This is a genomic window from Streptococcus oralis subsp. oralis (assembly GCF_002096455.1).
GTDB lineage: Bacteria > Bacillota > Bacilli > Lactobacillales > Streptococcaceae > Streptococcus > Streptococcus oralis_CY.
In genome coordinates, this window is sequence record NZ_NCUL01000008.1 from 142,191 (window position 1) to 159,003 (window position 16,813).

At 43.2% G+C, this 16,813-nt stretch carries 17 protein-coding genes and 1 riboswitch; of the genes, 14 read left to right on the forward strand and 3 right to left on the reverse strand.

Annotated features, from left to right (window positions below; genetic code table 11):
• The first annotated feature begins 32 nt into the window (after window positions 1-32).
• From zapA to B7720_RS05220, 6 genes are all read left to right on the forward strand, one after another.
• Complete coding sequence (gene zapA, locus B7720_RS05195) at window positions 33-335, forward strand: cell division protein ZapA (protein WP_000002028.1); 303 nt, start codon at window positions 33-35, stop codon at window positions 333-335.
• Window positions 332-880 (forward strand): CvpA family protein, encoded by a 549-nt coding sequence (locus B7720_RS05200; protein WP_049484262.1) that lies wholly within the window; start codon window positions 332-334, stop codon window positions 878-880. Before zapA ends, B7720_RS05200 begins: the two co-directional genes overlap by 4 nt.
• A gap of 100 nt (window positions 881-980) precedes the next feature.
• Window positions 981-3,317, forward strand: coding sequence for an endonuclease MutS2 (locus B7720_RS05205; RefSeq protein WP_084856868.1), 2,337 nt, complete (start codon window positions 981-983; stop codon window positions 3,315-3,317).
• Window positions 3,318-3,482: 165 nt separating this feature from the next.
• Window positions 3,483-3,571: riboswitch (glycine riboswitch) on the forward strand.
• An 89-nt stretch (window positions 3,572-3,660) separates the two neighbouring features.
• Window positions 3,661-4,983 (forward strand): alanine/glycine:cation symporter family protein, encoded by a 1,323-nt coding sequence (locus tag B7720_RS05210; RefSeq protein ID WP_042902842.1) that lies wholly within the window; start codon window positions 3,661-3,663, stop codon window positions 4,981-4,983.
• Window positions 4,984-5,113: 130 nt separating this feature from the next.
• The gene (locus tag B7720_RS05215; RefSeq protein ID WP_000206774.1) at window positions 5,114-5,662 is read left to right on the forward strand and encodes a carboxymuconolactone decarboxylase family protein; all 549 of its coding nucleotides are present in this window, start codon (window positions 5,114-5,116) and stop codon (window positions 5,660-5,662) included.
• Window positions 5,663-5,771: 109 nt separating this feature from the next.
• Window positions 5,772-6,671, forward strand: coding sequence for a TDT family transporter (locus B7720_RS05220; RefSeq protein WP_084856870.1), 900 nt, complete (start codon window positions 5,772-5,774; stop codon window positions 6,669-6,671).
• Between the two features lie 23 nt (window positions 6,672-6,694).
• On the opposite strand, the gene serS is transcribed toward B7720_RS05220, so the two are convergent.
• From serS to B7720_RS05235, 3 genes are all read right to left on the reverse strand, one after another.
• Window positions 6,695-7,969 carry a serine--tRNA ligase gene (serS, locus tag B7720_RS05225; protein ID WP_084856872.1) on the reverse strand — a complete coding sequence of 425 codons (1,275 nt, stop codon included), beginning with the start codon at window positions 7,967-7,969 and terminating at the stop codon, window positions 6,695-6,697.
• Between the two features lie 213 nt (window positions 7,970-8,182).
• On the reverse strand, window positions 8,183-8,554 hold the full coding sequence (locus B7720_RS05230) for a DUF956 family protein (protein ID WP_049519405.1): 372 nt from the start codon (window positions 8,552-8,554) through the stop codon (window positions 8,183-8,185).
• Between the two features lie 2 nt (window positions 8,555-8,556).
• Window positions 8,557-9,921, reverse strand: coding sequence for an aspartate kinase (locus B7720_RS05235; RefSeq protein WP_000869634.1), 1,365 nt, complete (start codon window positions 9,919-9,921; stop codon window positions 8,557-8,559).
• 282 nt (window positions 9,922-10,203) lie between these two features.
• On the opposite strand from B7720_RS05235, the gene B7720_RS05240 reads away from it, so the two are divergent.
• The 8 genes from B7720_RS05240 (at window position 10,204) to fabF (ending at window position 16,813) form a co-directional block, all read left to right on the forward strand.
• A complete protein-coding gene (locus tag B7720_RS05240) occupies window positions 10,204-10,989 on the forward strand; it encodes an enoyl-CoA hydratase (RefSeq protein ID WP_001015588.1) in 786 nt (261 codons plus the stop codon).
• A gap of 90 nt (window positions 10,990-11,079) precedes the next feature.
• Window positions 11,080-11,514: a fatty acid biosynthesis transcriptional regulator FabT gene (gene fabT, locus B7720_RS05245; protein ID WP_000386335.1), complete on the forward strand. Its 435-nt coding sequence runs from the start codon at window positions 11,080-11,082 to the stop codon at window positions 11,512-11,514.
• Window positions 11,514-12,488, forward strand: coding sequence for a beta-ketoacyl-ACP synthase III (locus B7720_RS05250; RefSeq protein WP_084856875.1), 975 nt, complete (start codon window positions 11,514-11,516; stop codon window positions 12,486-12,488). Before fabT ends, B7720_RS05250 begins: the two co-directional genes overlap by 1 nt.
• Before the next feature lie 57 nt (window positions 12,489-12,545).
• Window positions 12,546-12,770, forward strand: a complete 225-nt coding sequence (locus B7720_RS05255) for an acyl carrier protein (protein ID WP_000257840.1) — start codon at window positions 12,546-12,548, stop codon at window positions 12,768-12,770.
• A gap of 117 nt (window positions 12,771-12,887) precedes the next feature.
• Window positions 12,888-13,862 carry an enoyl-[acyl-carrier-protein] reductase FabK gene (gene fabK / locus B7720_RS05260; protein WP_000857452.1) on the forward strand — a complete coding sequence of 325 codons (975 nt, stop codon included), beginning with the start codon at window positions 12,888-12,890 and terminating at the stop codon, window positions 13,860-13,862.
• Window positions 13,855-14,775: an ACP S-malonyltransferase gene (gene fabD / locus B7720_RS05265; protein ID WP_084856877.1), complete on the forward strand. Its 921-nt coding sequence runs from the start codon at window positions 13,855-13,857 to the stop codon at window positions 14,773-14,775. Before fabK ends, fabD begins: the two co-directional genes overlap by 8 nt.
• Before the next feature lie 45 nt (window positions 14,776-14,820).
• Window positions 14,821-15,552, forward strand: a complete 732-nt coding sequence (gene fabG / locus B7720_RS05270) for a 3-oxoacyl-[acyl-carrier-protein] reductase (protein WP_084856879.1) — start codon at window positions 14,821-14,823, stop codon at window positions 15,550-15,552.
• 25 nt (window positions 15,553-15,577) lie between these two features.
• Window positions 15,578-16,813, forward strand: a complete 1,236-nt coding sequence (gene fabF / locus B7720_RS05275) for a beta-ketoacyl-ACP synthase II (protein ID WP_000774052.1) — start codon at window positions 15,578-15,580, stop codon at window positions 16,811-16,813.

Genomic DNA, 16,813 nt, shown 5'->3' on the forward strand with positions numbered 1-16,813 from the left:
GAAATTTGGTATAATATCGTGAGGTGAATTTTATGGCAAATCTAAATCGATATAAGTTTACATTCGGAAAGAAGACATTAACCTTAACAACCGAGCATGACAACCTCTTTATGGAGGAAATTGCCAAGGTTGCGACTGAAAAATACCAAGCAATTAAAGAACAAATGCCTGGGGCGGATGATGAAACCATTGCGCTTCTTTTGGCGGTTAATTGTCTGTCTACACAACTCAACCGTGAGATTGAATTTGATGACAAGGAGCAAGAGTTGTTAGAACTCCGCCACAAGTTGATTGCTGTCAAACAAGAACAGAGCAAGATTGAGGACTCCCTATGATTTCAATCCTACTCTTATTGGTTCTGGCTTGGGGCTTTTACATCGGCTACCGTAGAGGTTTGGTCCTGCAAGTTTATTATTTCCTCGTGGCAGTGATTTCAGCCTTTGTTGCGGGACAGTTTTATAAATCACTGGGCGACCACTTCCACTTGCTTGTCCCTTATGCCAATCCTCAGGAAGGACAGGGAACCTTTTTCTTCCCTTCAGACCAGCTGTTTCATCTAGACAAGGTCTTTTATGCGGGTCTAGCCTATCTTCTAGTTTTTGGGATTTGCTACACTATCGGACGTTTTATCGGTTTGTTCCTGCACTTGATTCCAACTAAAAAGCTTGATGTCAAATGGTTGCGTATCGGATCAGGCGTTTTGTCTCTATTGGTAACCTTATTTGTCTTGCAAATGGCTCTGACCATCCTTGCAACAGTGCCTCTGGCAGTCATTCAAAATTCACTCGAAAAAAGTATAGTAGCCAAACACATCATCCAAAGTGTCCCTTTTACGACAAACCTTATCAAACAACTCTGGGTGACAAATTTAATCGGATAAAAAGGGCGGGATTTTTCCTAGCCCTTTGTTTAAAGATTGGACGACTAGGTCAAAACCTCTAGTTGTTATAATCTTGTAAACCAGCATACAAGGAAAGAATATGAATACAAAAATACTAGAAACCTTAGAATTTAATAAAATCAAAGCCTTGTTTGAACCGCATCTCTTGACAGAACAAGGGCTAGGGGAGTTAAAAGCCTTGGCCCCAACTGCCAAGGTGGATAAGATCAAACAAGCCTTTACAGAGATGGAGGAAATGCAAGCTCTATTTGTGGAGCAACCTCACTTTACCATCCTAGCGACACGTGAGATATCAGCTGTCTGCAAGCGTCTGGAGATGGGGGCGGACCTCAATATTGAGGAGTTCCTGCTCCTCAAACGAGTTTTGCTTGCTAGCAGAGAGTTGCAAAGTTTTTATGCCAATCTTGAAAACGTACGCTTGGAGCAGTTGGCGAGATGGTTTGAAAAACTGCATGAGTTTCCACACTTGCAAGGGAGTCTTCAAGCTCTAAATGATGCAGGATTTATCGAAAATTTCGCCAGTGAAGAGCTAGCACGCATCCGTCGAAAAATCCATGATAGCGAGAGTCAAGTTCGAGATGTCTTGCAAGACTTGCTCAAGCAAAAAGCGCAGATGTTGACGGAAGGTATAATCGCTAGCAGAAATGGTCGTCAAGTCTTACCAGTCAAGAACACCTATCGCAATAAGATTGCAGGTGTTGTCCATGACATCTCTGCTAGTGGGAATACGGTTTATATCGAGCCACGTGAGGTGGTCAAGCTGAGCGAAGAAATCGCTAGTCTGCGAGCAGACGAACGCTATGAGATGATTCGTATCCTGCAGGAGCTCTCAGAACGGATCCGCCCTCATGCTGCTGAGGTTGCTAATGACGCTTGGATTATCGGCCATTTAGACTTGATTCGTGCCAAGGTGCGTTTCATCCAAGAAAGACAAGCAGTTGTTCCTCAACTTTCAGAGAACCAAGAGATTCAACTCCTTCATGTTCGCCATCCTTTAGTCAAAAATGCTGTCGCGAACGATGTACACTTTGGTAAGGAATTAACGGCTATTGTCATTACAGGTCCCAATACGGGTGGGAAGACCATCATGCTCAAAACCCTGGGCTTGACTCAACTCATGGCCCAGTCAGGCTTGCCCATCTTAGCTGATAAGGGGAGCCGTGTCGGTGTTTTCGAGGAAATCTTCGCAGATATTGGAGATGAGCAGTCTATTGAGCAGAGCTTGTCTACCTTCTCCAGCCACATGACCAATATCGTAGATATTCTTGGCAAGGTCAACCAGCACTCGCTCTTGTTACTAGATGAGCTTGGGGCAGGTACCGATCCGCAGGAAGGAGCAGCGCTTGCTATGGCTATTCTGGAGGATCTTCGTCTGCGTCAGGTCAAGACCATGGCGACGACCCACTATCCAGAACTCAAGGCTTATGGTATTGAGACAGCCTTTGTGCAGAATGCCAGCATGGAGTTTGATACAGCTAGTCTGCGTCCGACCTATCGCTTTATGCAGGGAGTTCCTGGTCGAAGCAATGCCTTTGAAATTGCCAAACGCCTAGGACTGTCAGATGTCATCGTCGGGGATGCCAGTCAGCAGGTCAATCAAGATAATGATGTCAATCGCATCATTGAACAATTAGAAGAGCAAACGCTTGAAAGTCGCAAACGCTTGGACAATATCCGTGAGGTGGAGCAAGAAAACCTCAAGATGAACCGAGCACTCAAAAAACTTTACAACGAACTCAATCGCGAGAAGGAAACTGAGCTCAACAAGGCGCGTGAACAAGCTGCCGAGATTGTGGAACTCGCTCTAAGTGAAAGTGACCAGATTCTCAAAAATCTCCATAGCAAGTCTCAACTCAAACCCCACGAAATCATTGAAGCCAAGGCTGAGCTGAAAAAACTGGCTCCTGAAAAAGTCGACTTGTCTAAAAACAAGGTCCTTCAAAAGGCCAAGAAAAAACGAACTCCAAAGGTTGGGGATGATATCATTGTTCTCAGTTATGGTCAGCGTGGTACCTTGACCAATCAGCTTAAGGACGGCCGTTGGGAAGCCCAAGTCGGTTTAATCAAGATGACCTTGGAAGAGAAAGAATTTGACCTTGTTCAGGCTCAGCAAGAAGCCCCAGTCAAGAAAAAACAAGTCAATGTCGTCAAACGAGCTTCTGGTCGTGGTCCGCAAGCGAGACTGGATCTCCGAGGTAAACGGTACGAAGAGGCTATGAATGAGCTGGACGACTTTATCGACCAAGCCCTGCTTAATAACATGGCGCAAGTCGACATCATCCACGGTATCGGTACGGGAGTCATCCGTGAGGGCGTCACCAAATACCTGCAAAGAAACAAGCATGTCAAGAGTTTTGGCTATGCTCCACAGAATGCTGGAGGCAGTGGCGCCACCATTGTGACCTTTAAAGGTTAAAAAAGAGTACGTCTCTTTTTTTGAAAAAGAAGTGAAAATCCATCTTTTTTCAAATAATATATTGACAAAGACTAACTTTTCTTGTAAAATAATAAAAAATTAAATACCAACACCGAATGAAGTTTAATAGAAGTGGAGAAAGGTTTGTTTTCCATGACTGTAAATGGACGGAACTCTGGAGAGACCGTAAAGGCACCGAAGGGGCAAGGCAGGCAACTGCTCAAACTCTCAGGTAAAAGGACAGAGCTAGGATAGACCGCTTTTTGGCATTTATCTAAGCATTCCAGAGTACATGTATCTTGCATGTGCTCTTTCTTTTGGGGTTGAATGATAGGAGAAGGATATGTTAGAATTGCTTAAAGCGCTTGATGCTTTCGTTTGGGGGCCTCCCCTCTTGATCTTATTGGTCGGAACGGGTATCTATTTGACCATCCGACTAGGCCTTTTGCAGGTGGCTCGTCTCCCTAAGTCCTTTCAGTTGATCTTTACCAAGGATAAGGGGCATGGCGATGTGTCGAGCTTTGCTGCTCTCTGTACGGCTCTAGCAGCCACAGTTGGTACGGGAAATATCATCGGGGTAGCGACAGCCATTAAGGTTGGAGGACCAGGGGCCCTCTTTTGGATGTGGATGGCGGCCTTCTTTGGGATGGCGACCAAATATGCCGAAGGCTTGCTAGCCATCAAATATCGCACAAAGGATGCAAATGGAGCTGTAGCTGGAGGACCCATGCATTACATCCTTTTGGGGATGGGAGAAAAGTGGCGTCCACTTGCTATCTTCTTTGCCCTAGCGGGTGTATTGGTAGCCCTTCTAGGGATTGGTACCTTTACCCAAGTCAATTCGATTACAGAATCCATTCAAAATACAGCCCAAGTTGATCCAGCTATCACAGCTCTGATTTTATCCATTCTGGTGGGTATTGCCGTCTTTGGTGGCCTCAAATCCATATCAAAAGTTTCGACAGCAGTTGTTCCTTTTATGGCTATTGTCTATATTTTAGGGACTCTTACAGTTATTCTCTTTAATATCGAGAAAATCCCAGCCACACTTGCCCTGATTTTTACTTCAGCCTTTAGTCCAGCTGCTGCGGTAGGCAGTTTTGCAGGTGCCAGCATTCGGATGGCTATCCAGAATGGTGTGGCGCGAGGAGTCTTCTCTAACGAATCTGGTCTTGGTTCTGCTCCCATTGCAGCGGCTGCGGCTAAGACAAATGAGCCTGTCGAGCAAGGCTTGATTTCCATGACAGGAACCTTTATTGATACCCTTATTATCTGTACGTTGACTGGTTTAACAATCTTGGTAACTGGTGTTTGGAGTGGTGATTTGAATGGAGTTGCCTTGACTCAGTCAGCCTTCTCTACAGTTTTTTCACACTTTGGACCTGCCCTCTTGACCATCTTCCTTGTACTCTTTGCCTTTACGACGATTCTCGGATGGAACTACTACGGAGAACGCTGTTTTGAGTTTCTCTTTGGTGTTCGTTTTATCTGGCTCTATCGTGTAGTCTTTGTAGTCATGGTCTTGTTGGGAGGATTTATTGAGTTGGATATGGTCTGGATTATCGCAGATATCGTCAATGCCTTGATGGCTTTACCAAACTTGATTGCCCTCTTAGTCTTGTCGCCAGTCGTCATTGCTGAGACTAAAAAGTATTTTAAACACTAATCCAATCACACTTTTGGTGTGATTTTTTCATTTCATAAACATTTCCTATCAAGGCGATTGAAAATATATATTATCCAAGGGGGAAATTCTATGATAGACTAAATGACAATAAAATGAAAAGAGGTTTCTTATGACAACATTTACCATCCACACAGTAGAATCAGCACCAGCAGAAGTGAAAGAAGTTCTTGAAACAGTACAAAAAGATAACAATGGCTATATTCCCAACCTAATCGGTCTCTTGGCCAATGCCCCAACCGCGCTTGAAGCCTACCGAACTGTCGGAGCCATCAACCGCCGCAATAGCCTGACACCCGTTGAGCGTGAGGTGGTGCAAATCACGGCAGCCGTAACCAATGGTTGTGCTTTCTGCGTGGCTGGACATACTGCCTTTTCAATCAAACAAATCCAGATGAATGATGATCTTCTCCAAGCTCTCCGCAACCGCACTCCGATTGAAACAGATCCAAAACTAGATACTCTAGCTAAGTTTACCTTGGCGGTCATCAATACCAAAGGGCGCGTAGGAGATGAAGCCTTGGCTGAATTTTTGGAAGCTGGCTACACGCAACAAAATGCCTTGGACGTGGTTCTCGGTGTTAGTCTTGCCAGCCTCTGCAACTATGCAAACAATCTAGCCAATACGCCTATTAACCCAGAATTGCAACCTTATGCATAATTCATATCTGAGCAAAAAATGAAGACTGAGCAATCCAGTCTTCATTTTTCTATGCTATTTTAAGCGCTTTTATGCTATACTAATAATAACATGATTATTGGAGGCTCGGATGAAAAAGCTCCCCTTAGTATTCTCTGGCTGTTTATTAGGTTTAGCAGGTGCAGGAAATCTGATTGCAGATACTTGGCCAGTTCTGTCGCATTTATTGAGTCTGACTGGATTAGTTTTGTGGCTTTTCTTTCTGATTCTTCATCTTTTTAATTGGGAAGAAACCAGGAAAGAATTGACCAAGCCCCCTCTTTTGTCTGGGATGGCCACTTTTCCTATGGCTGGGATGATTTTAGCGACCTATGTCTTTCGCGTATTCCCTGCTCTTCCTTTGCTAGCACAAGGGATCTGGTGGTTTTCCTTTCTCTTGGATTTGGCGTTGATTGGGACTTTCACCATTAAATTTGCCTGTCCAGGTCGGAGGGTCAATGCGACTCCTAGCTGGACGGTACTCTATGTGGGGATAGCAGTAGCAGCCTTGACCTATCCTCTTGTCGGTATCATTGAAATTGCCTATGCGACCTTGAGTTTTGGTTTTGTCTTGACCTTCTATCTCTATCCGCTAATTTATAGTGATTTAAAGAAAGATCCACTCCCAGTGGCCTTGCTTGGACAGGAAGGAATCTACTGTGCTCCCTTTTCCCTACTCTTGGCTTCTCTAGTTCGAGTTGGAGGAGCAAGCCTACCGACTTGGCTCTTGATTGTCATGATTTTGGTATCTCAATCCTTCTTTTTCTTTGTGTTAACTCGCCTACCCAATATTTTAAAACAAGGATTTCAACCAGCCTTCTCAGCCCTAACCTTCCCAACCATTATCACAGCTACTTCGCTCAAGATGGCTCAGGGAATTTTGAAACTTCCATTTCTGGATTATCTGGTATTGGCTGAAACCGTTATTTGCCTCACTATTTTATTCTTTGTCTTGGGTGCTTATCTGATTTGGTTACGAAAAAAGGTCTAGCTAGAAATAGCTAGGCCTTATTTTTATGGTTTGATAACTTCAGCGCCACCCATGTATGGACGAAGTGCTTCTGGAATAGTTACAGAACCATCTTCATTTTGATAGTTCTCAAGAATAGCAGCAACCGTACGTCCAACTGCAAGTCCAGAACCGTTCAAGGTGTGAAGGAGTTTCACCTTGCCATCGGCTTCATCACGGTAACGGATTTGGGCACGACGGGCTTGAAAATCTTCTGTATTTGAACAGCTTGAGATTTCACGATAGGTATTTTGTGCTGGAATCCAAACTTCCAAGTCATAAGTCTTGGCAGCTGAGAAGCCCATATCCCCAGTAGAGAGGGCAACGACACGGTATGGAAGGTTGAGTTTTTGAAGGATGTTTTCAGCGTTTGCTGTCATTTTTTCCAATTCTTCGTATGATTCTTCTGGTTTGGCAAATTTGACCATTTCAACCTTGTGGAATTGGTGCAGACGAATCAAACCACGTGTATCACGACCAGCAGAACCAGCCTCAGAACGGAATGATGGACTCATAGCGGTAAAGTAGATTGGTAGGTCTTTACCGTCAAGGATTTCATCACGGTAGTAGTTTGTCAGAGGCACTTCAGCTGTAGGAATGAGGACATAATTAGTGTCTTTCAATTCAAAAGTATCATCCTTAAATTTTGGATAATTTCCGGTACCAAACATAGAATCATGGTTAACCATGTAAGGTGTGATGACTTCCGTATAGCCTTCCTTGCCATGCTCATCCAACATGAAGTTGTAGATAGCACGTTCCAAACGAGCACCGAGTCCTTTATAGAAGAGGAAGCGAGCGCCTGTTACTTTACCGCCACGTTCCCAGTCAAGGATACCCAAGTCTTCACCAAGATCCCAGTGAGCTTTTGGTTCGAAGTCAAACTCGCGCGGAGTCCCCCAACGACGGACTTCCACATTGTCATCTTCATCAGCTCCAACAGGAACGCTGTCGGCAGGGATGTTTGGAAGAGTAGTGGTAAATTCTGTCAATTTAGCATCGATGTCCGCCAATTCAGCATCCAAGGCTTTGACTTCAGCAGATAGGGTTTGCATTGCAGCAATCTTGTCATCGGCATTTTCCTTGTTACGCTTAGCTTGGGCAATCTCAGCAGAAACTGTGTTACGTTCTGCTTTTAGAGTTTCAACCTTGACCAAGATGTCACGACGTTTAGCATCGATATCTTTCATCTCATTTAAGACAGCAGCATCTACACCACGTGTAGCTAATTTTTCAGCAACAGCATCAAAATCTGTGCGAATACGTTTAATATCTAACATAAGAACTCCTTTATGAAAAAAGCACACCTGACAAAGCGTTGGAGTGGCAGGGCCACGGTTCCATCCAACTTCACAGGTGTGCACTTGATTGTGTATGTAATTGTTACTAACGGTAGAATTTCACCTATCCCTCCTATCTGCTCGCAGCACCCGCAGACTTTCTGAAAGAAGGAGATAACCTACTTATCCGTTGCTATGATTATACTAAAGTTTCTACTTTTTTGCAAATAGATTTTTAAGTTTTTGTCCAATGGTCTGGAGTAGAGTCGGAAGTTTCACAACCTTATCGTTTCCTAATTTTTCACGAGCGATTTTGAGGATAGTCCCAGAGTCTTTTGAGGCAAAGAGGAATTTTCCTTGATCAGTGAAGACTTCAAAGTGACGGCTGATTTTGCGGCCACTTACGTTGGCTCCGATTTGTTGAATGCTGGACCAAGGGATTTGGATATATTGTTCGACATTGACATCAGGATAAAACTCTAAGGCTTGATCACCAACTAGAAATTTTCCAACTTTTCCAGAGATAGAGAGGTAAGATGTCCCAGTAGTTTGGAGGTCAATGACTTGATTGAGTGATTGGGCCATGATTAGTCTTCCTTACTTTCACCGAAAAAGGCATGATAGAGAGCCTTGATAGCTGCTTTTTCTTGCTCTTTATTGACAACAAACATGATGGAAACTTCACTTGAACCTTGGGACATCATCTGGATGTTGATTTTATTCTCAGACAAAGCACGTGTTGCAGTAGCAGTTACCCCGATATGGCTCTTCATCTTTTCTCCAACAATCATAATGATGGAAAGGTCATGTTCGATTTCAGCATGGTCCACTTCTGCCTTTTGAACGAGTTGACGTAGAATTTCTTCTTCTTTGATAGGAGTCAATTCGCGGGAGCGGAGGATGATTGAAAGATCGTCGATACCTGTAGGCATGTGTTCCCAACCGATGTTGAGGTCCTCAAGGATTTGCAGAACCTTGCGACCAAACCCGACTTCGCGGTTCATGAGGTATTTTGACATGTTGATGCTGACGAATCCTGAGTCACCCGCAATCCCTACTACTGGGAATTTATCACTACTGTGTTCTAAAACAATGCGTGTTCCTGGGTGGTCAGGGTTGTTGGTATTCTTGATGACAAGAGGAATTTTTCCTCGGTAGGCAGGAAGAAGGGCTTCGTCATGAAGAACTGAAAATCCAGCGTAAGCCAACTCACGCATTTCACGGTAGGTTAATTCAGGAATGGAGTGTGGTTGGTGGATAATACCAGGATGGGCAGCAAAGATACCATCTACGTCTGTAAAGTTCTCATAGAGATCAGCCTTAACACCTGCTGCAATGATAGAACCTGTGATATCTGAACCTCCACGTGAAAAAGTACAGATTTGATTTTCCTTAGTCACACCAAAGAAACCAGGGATGACAAGGACTTCGTTGCTATCAGCCAAGCCTTCAATCTTATCATAACTAGATGGAATGATACGTGCGTTTCCAGGTTCACTTGTGACAACGATCCCAGCTTCTCTTGGGTGAACATAGCGTGCATCGATACCGTTTTGGTTAAAGTAGGCTGCAATCAATTTGGCATTGTTATTTTCTCCAGCCGCTAGGAAGGTATCATAGAGAAATTCATTGTCCTCTATAGGAAGAGTTGCCAAGGCCCGAATACTTTTAGAGATTTTTTCTAAAACAGCAGGTTTTAACCCAAGTTCACTAACCATAGCGGCATAACGGTCAATGATCCAGCTTTGGCTAGCACTGATGTCATTTCCAGCCACATAGTCGCGATAGTATTTAATCAAGGCATCAGTTACCTTGGTATCTTCAGCATTGCGTTTTCCGGGTGCAGAAACAACTACAAAACGGCGTTCTTTATCACTTTTAACGATATTTAAGACTTTTTCTAACTGACCAGCAGAGGCAAGCGAGCTTCCGCCAAATTTTACAACCTTCATAAGGACTCCTCAAGTAAGTATTTTATACGATTATAGCAGAAAGAGGGGCATTTTTCAATGAAGAAAATAACTTCCTATTATAATAGAAGAAAACACTAACTTATTCTGAAAAGCGATAACGGTTTGAAAGTAAATGTGTAAAATTTCTCTCACATTCATAATGAATGGGAAAATAATCAGCTGAGACACTTTCCTTTAGTTTTTCCTTGCCTCTTTATCTAAAAAAAGGTATACTTTGATGATAAAACAATTTTATTGCCTTATAAAAGAAAAGGAGAAGCTATGAATCATATCTTATATCAGATCGTAGATGATCTGGCTATCATTACTTTGAATCGTCCCGAAGTGGCAAATGGTTTCCATATCCCAATGTGTGAGGAAATTTTAGAAGCTTTAACTCTAGCAGAGCAGGATCAAGCAGTGCAGTTCATTTTGATTAATGCTAACGGGAAGGTCTTTTCAGTTGGGGGAGACTTGGTTGAGATGAAACGAGCAGTGGACGAAGATGATATCCCTTCTTTGAATAAGATTGCAGAATTAGTCAATACAATTTCTTTTAAAATCAAGCAAATTCCTAAACCTGTTTTGATGGAGGTAGATGGAGCGGTCGCTGGTGCTGCAGCAAATATGGCAGTAGCAGTTGATTTCTGTTTGGCGACTGACAAGGCAAAATTCATTCAAGCCTTTGTCGGAGTTGGATTGGCGCCAGACGCTGGTGGGATTCATCTCTTGAGTCGTAGTATCGGGGTAACACGGGCTGCACAACTTGCCATGACAGGTGAAGCTTTGACTGCTGAAAAAGCGCTAGAATGGGGCGTGGTATACCGTGTTTGTGAAGTTGACAAATTAGAAAAAACAAGAGAACAAGTTCTGAAAAAATTAAGAAGAGGTTCAGCAAACTCATACGCAGCGATTAAAAAGTTAGTTTGGGAAAGTCAATTCAAGGATTGGCAGAATTATGCCGAATTAGAATTGAAACTACAAGAATCGTTATCTCTAACTGAAGATTTCAAAGAAGGGGTTCGAGCGCATTCTGAAAGAAGAAGACCAAAATTTACAGGAATGTGAAAAAATACTTGCACAATTTTTTGAAGTTTGTTATACTTCTTTTATCAAATGTTTTGATTGTAAAAGTTTTTTGAGGGGGAGGGAAACGATTTGGACTACCAACAAGTAAATGATTATCTAACATCTATTTTTAATAACGTCCTTGTGATTGAGGAGGTTAGCTTACGAGGTAGTCGATTCAAAGACATCTCCATCAAAGAAATGCACACGATCGATGTGATTGGGAAGTTCCCGGAGGCAACGCCAAGTAAGGTTTCCAAAGAACTGATGGTAACTCTTGGAACAGTGACGACGAGTTTGAATAACCTGGAGAGAAAAGGTTATATTGAGCGTATTCGTTCTGACCAAGACCGTCGAGTGGTCTATCTGCATTTGACAAAGAAAGGTCGTTTGGTTCACCGCCTTCATAAACGATTCCACAAGGCTATGGTCGAAAAAATCATCGATGGCATGAGCCCGGAGGAAAAAGAAGTCATGGGCAGAGGCTTAACGAACCTTTATCAATTTTTGGAGGATTTGAAATAATGGCTTTTGCAAAAATAAGCCAGGTTGCTCATTATGTTCCAGAGCAAGTGGTCACTAATCATGACTTAGCCCAAATCATGGACACAAGCGATGAGTGGATTTCAAGTCGGACAGGAATTAAACAGAGACATATCTCAAAAACAGAGTCTACGAGTGACTTGGCGACAGAAGTAGCTAAGAGCTTGTTGGCTAAAGGGAGCTTAAAAGCGGATCAGATTGATTTTATCATTGTAGCGACGATTACCCCAGACTCGATGATGCCTTCCACAGCAGCTCGAGTTCAGGCAAATATCGGAGCGCATAGAGCTTTCGCCTTCGATCTGACAGCAGCTTGCAGTGGCTTTGTATTCGCTCTCTCAACTGCAGAAAAGTTTTTAAGTTCTGGACAGTTCAAAAAAGGGATTGTTATCGGGGCTGAAACCTTATCCAAGGCAGTTGATTGGTCAGATCGTTCGACAGCTGTTCTCTTTGGAGATGGAGCTGGTGGGGTTCTCTTGGAAGCGAGCGAAACACGGCACTTCCTTGTGGAAAGTCTCTATACAGATGGCTCTCGGAGCGAGTGTTTGACCTATGGTCAAACGGCTTTGGCTTCTCCTTTCTCGGATCAAGAAGCAGTTCCTGCTTTTTTGAAAATGGATGGACGAGCAGTTTTTGATTTTGCAAATCGTGATGTTGCTAGATCAATCAAAGAAACCATTGAAAATGGTCCAATCGCAGCATCGGAATTGGATTATCTCTTGCTTCATCAGGCAAATATCCGCATTTTGGATAAGATGGCTAAGAAGATCGGCGTAGACCGAGACAAGCTTCCTGCCAATATGATGGAGTATGGAAATACCAGTGCAGCAAGTATCCCGATTTTGCTCTCAGAGTGTGTGGAGAATGGCATGATTCGTTTAGATGGTAGCCAGACGATTCTCCTATCAGGCTTCGGTGGAGGTTTGACATGGGGCACACTCATTCTTACAATCTAGGTAATCATGTGGTAAACACATAGTTATAAATTTTTTATATTTTAAAGGAGTCCTATCATGGCAGTATTTGAAAAAGTACAAGAAATTATCGTTGAAGAACTTGGGAAAGACGCATCAGAAGTAACACTTGAATCTACTTTTGATGATTTGGATGCAGATTCATTGGACTTGTTCCAAGTAATCTCTGAAATCGAAGATGCTTTCGATATCCAAATCGAAGCAGAAGATAACTTGAAAACAGTTGGTGACTTGGTTGCCTACGTTGAAGAGCAAACAAAATAATTAACATATTACTAGAAGGAGTAGGGGAAACCCACTCCCTCTTGTTTAGGTAATAGTTTGAAACTCAAATGATAAACTCATCGAACTATTACGTAAGCAAGGAATGATGGAGGCACTATGAAAACACGTATTACAGAATTATTGAACATTGATTATCCTATTTTTCAAGGAGGAATGGCCTGGGTTGCTGATGGTGACTTGGCTGGTGCAGTATCAAAAGCTGGTGGTCTAGGGATCATCGGTGGTGGGAATGCACCTAAAGAGGTCGTAAAGGCTAATATCGATAAAATCAAATCACTTACGGACAAACCTTTTGGTGTCAACATCATGCTCTTGTCACCTTTTGTAGAAGACATCGTTGATCTCGTGATTGAAGAAGGGGTCAAGGTGGTTACAACTGGTGCCGGAAATCCAAGTAAATACATGACTCGATTCCATGATGCAGGAATTACAGTTATTCCTGTTGTTCCAAGTGTTGCTTTGGCAAAACGCATGGAAAAAATTGGTGCAGATGCAGTTATTGCAGAAGGAATGGAAGCCGGTGGGCATATTGGTAAATTAACAACGATGACCTTGGTTCGCCAAGTTGCTGCAGCTGTTTCAATCCCGGTTATCGCAGCTGGAGGAATTGCGGACGGTGAAGGTGTTGCTGCAGGCTTTATGCTTGGTGCTGAGGCTGTTCAAGTTGGTACGCGTTTCGTAGTAGCTAAGGAATCTAATGCCCATCCAAAATACAAGGAAAAAATCTTAAAAGCGCGTGATATCGATACGACTATTTCCGCTCAACACTTTGGTCATGCTGTTCGTGCCATTAAAAATCAGTTGACACGTGACTTTGAGCAGGCTGAAAAAGATGCCTTTAAACAAGAAAATCCAGATTTAGAAATCTTTGAACAAATGGGAGCTGGTGCTCTTGCTAAAGCCGTTGTTCATGGAGATGTAGAAGGTGGATCTGTCATGGCAGGTCAGATCGCTGGTTTGGTTTCTAAAGAGGAAACTGTCGAAGAAATTCTAAAAGATCTATACTATGGCGCAGCCAAAAAAATTCAAGAAGAAGCCTCTCGTTGGGCAGGAGTTGTAAGAAATGACTAAAACAGCCTTTCTATTTGCAGGTCAAGGTGCTCAGTATCTAGGAATGGGGCGTGATCTCTATGATCGCTACCCTATCGTCAAGGAAACAATTGACCAAGCCAGTCAGGTTTTGGGTTATGACCTTCGTGACTTGATTGATAAGGAAGAAACCAAGTTAAACCAGACTCGCTATACGCAACCAGCTATTTTAGCGACTTCGGTTGCTATTTACCGACTATTGAAAGAAAAGGGCTATCAGCCAGATATGGTAGCAGGATTGTCCCTCGGAGAATATTCTGCTCTTGTAGCAAGTGGTGCTTTGGACTTTGAGGACGCAGTTGCCTTGGTTGCTAAGCGCGGTGCTTATATGGAAGAGGCTGCACCTGCAGGCTCTGGAAAGATGGTAGCCGTTCTTAATACTCCAGTTGAAGTGATTGAGGAAGCTTGTGAAACAGCCTCTAAAGTTGGAGTAGTGACTCCAGCTAACTACAACACCCCAAGCCAAATCGTTATCGGTGGTGAGGTGACTGCAGTTGACCGCGCAGTTGAACTCTTGCAGGAAGCAGGAGCAAAACGATTGATTCCTTTAAATGTATCTGGTCCTTTTCATACAGCCCTTCTTGAGCCAGCTAGTCAGCAACTAGCTGGAGTTCTTGAAGGAGTGAGTTTCTCTGATTTTACTTGCCCACTAGTCGGCAATACGGAAGCTGCTGTTATGGAAAAAGGTCGAATCCAAGAGCTTTTGACGCGTCAGGTCAAAGAACCTGTTCGTTTTTATGAAAGTATTGCTGTGATGCAGGATGCTGGGGTAACCAACTTTATTGAAATTGGTCCGGGTAAGGTCCTATCAGGCTTTGTCAAAAAAATCGATAAAACAGCTCAGCTAGCTAACGTTGAAGACCAAGCAAGCTTGGATGCTTTGTTAGGAAACTAATGATCCCTTCTCCCACAAAATACAACAGGAAACAGGAGAAATAGAATGCAACTTACAAACAAAAATGTCTTTGTAACAGGTTCAAGTCGTGGTATCGGACTTGCCATTGCTCACAAATTTGCCCAACTAGGCGCTAATGTAGTTTTGAATAGTCGAGGAGCAATCTCAGAAGAATTGCTGGCTGAGTTTTCAAACTACGGCGTCAAAGTAGTACCGATTTCAGGTGATGTTTCAGACTTTGCAGATGCCAAGCGTATGGTAGATCAAGCGATTACAGAACTCGGTTCTGTCGATGTCTTGGTCAACAATGCTGGGATTACTCAGGATACCCTCATGCTTAAGATGACCGAGGAAGACTTTGAAAAAGTGATTAAGATCAACTTGACAGGTGCCTTTAACATGACTCAAGCAGTCTTGAAACAGATGATCAAGGCACGTGAAGGTGCGATTATCAATATGTCGAGTGTGGTCGGTTTGATGGGAAATATCGGACAAGCCAACTATGCGGCTTCTAAAGCGGGTTTGATTGGGTTTACCAAGTCAGTAGCACGTGAAGTTGCCAATCGTAATGTGCGCGTAAATGCTCTTGCACCAGGAATGATCGAGTCAGATATGACAGCTGTTTTGTCTGATAAGGTCAAGGAAGCGACACTAGCGCAAATCCCTATGAAACAGTTTGGTCAGGCGGATCATATCGCGGATGCCACGGTCTTCTTAGCCCAACAAGATTATTTGACTGGACAAGTTCTCGCTGTTGATGGCGGACTTAGCATGTAAAAAAAGAAAGATATAGGTAAGACAGATGAAACTAAATCGAGTTGTAGTAACAGGTTACGGATTGACCTCTCCTATCGGAAATACTCCAGAAGAATTTTGGAACAGTTTGCAAACTGGGAAGATTGGAATTGGAGAAATCACTAAGTTTGACCACAGCGAATTTGCTGTGCACAATGCGGCAGAAGTTCAAGATTTCCCATTTGATAAATACTTTGTCAAAAAAGATACCAACCGTTTTGACAACTATTCTTTGTATGCCTTGTATGCGGCTCAAGAAGCGGTGACGAATGCAAATCTTGATGTAGAAGCAATCGATAAAGATCGCTTTGGTGTTATCGTGGCTTCTGGTATTGGGGGAATTAAAGAAATCGAAGATCAGGTTATCCGTCTTCATGAAAAAGGTCCAAAACGTGTTAAACCAATGACACTTCCAAAAGCCTTGCCAAATATGGCTTCAGGAAATGTTGCCATGCGTTTCGGAGCAAACGGTATCTGTAAATCAATCAATACAGCCTGTGCCTCATCAAATGATGCCATTGGGGATGCCTTTCGCTCTATCAAGTTTGGTTTCCAAGATGTTATGTTAGTTGGTGGATCAGAATCATCAATCACTCCATTTGCCATCGCTGGTTTCCAAGCTTTGACAGCTCTATCAACTACAGAAGATCCAACTCGTGCTTCTATTCCATTTGACAAAGATCGTAACGGATTTGTGATGGGAGAAGGTTCAGGAATGCTGGTTCTTGAGAGTCTTGAACACGCTGAAAAGCGTGGGGCGACCATCTTGGCAGAAGTAGTTGGTTATGGAAATACCTGTGATGCTTACCATATGACTTCACCTCATCCAGAAGGTCAAGGTGCAATCAAGGCTATGAAATTGGCTTTGGAAGAAGCAGAAATTTCTCCAGAGCAAGTGGCTTACGTCAATGCCCACGGAACTTCAACTCCTGCTAATGAAAAAGGAGAAAGTGGTGCGATCGTCGCTGTTCTTGGTAAAGAAGTACCTGTATCTTCAACCAAGTCCTTTACAGGACACTTGCTTGGTGCTGCAGGAGCAGTAGAAGCCATCGCTACCATCGAAGCCATGCGTCATAACTATGTACCAATGACAGCTGGAACAAGTGAGTTGTCGGATTATATCGAAGCGAATGTCGTTTATGGACAAGGCTTGGAGCAAGAAATCCCTTATGCTATTTCAAACACTTTTGGTTTTGGTGGACACAATGCGGTTCTTGCTTTCAAACGTTGGGAGAATAAATAA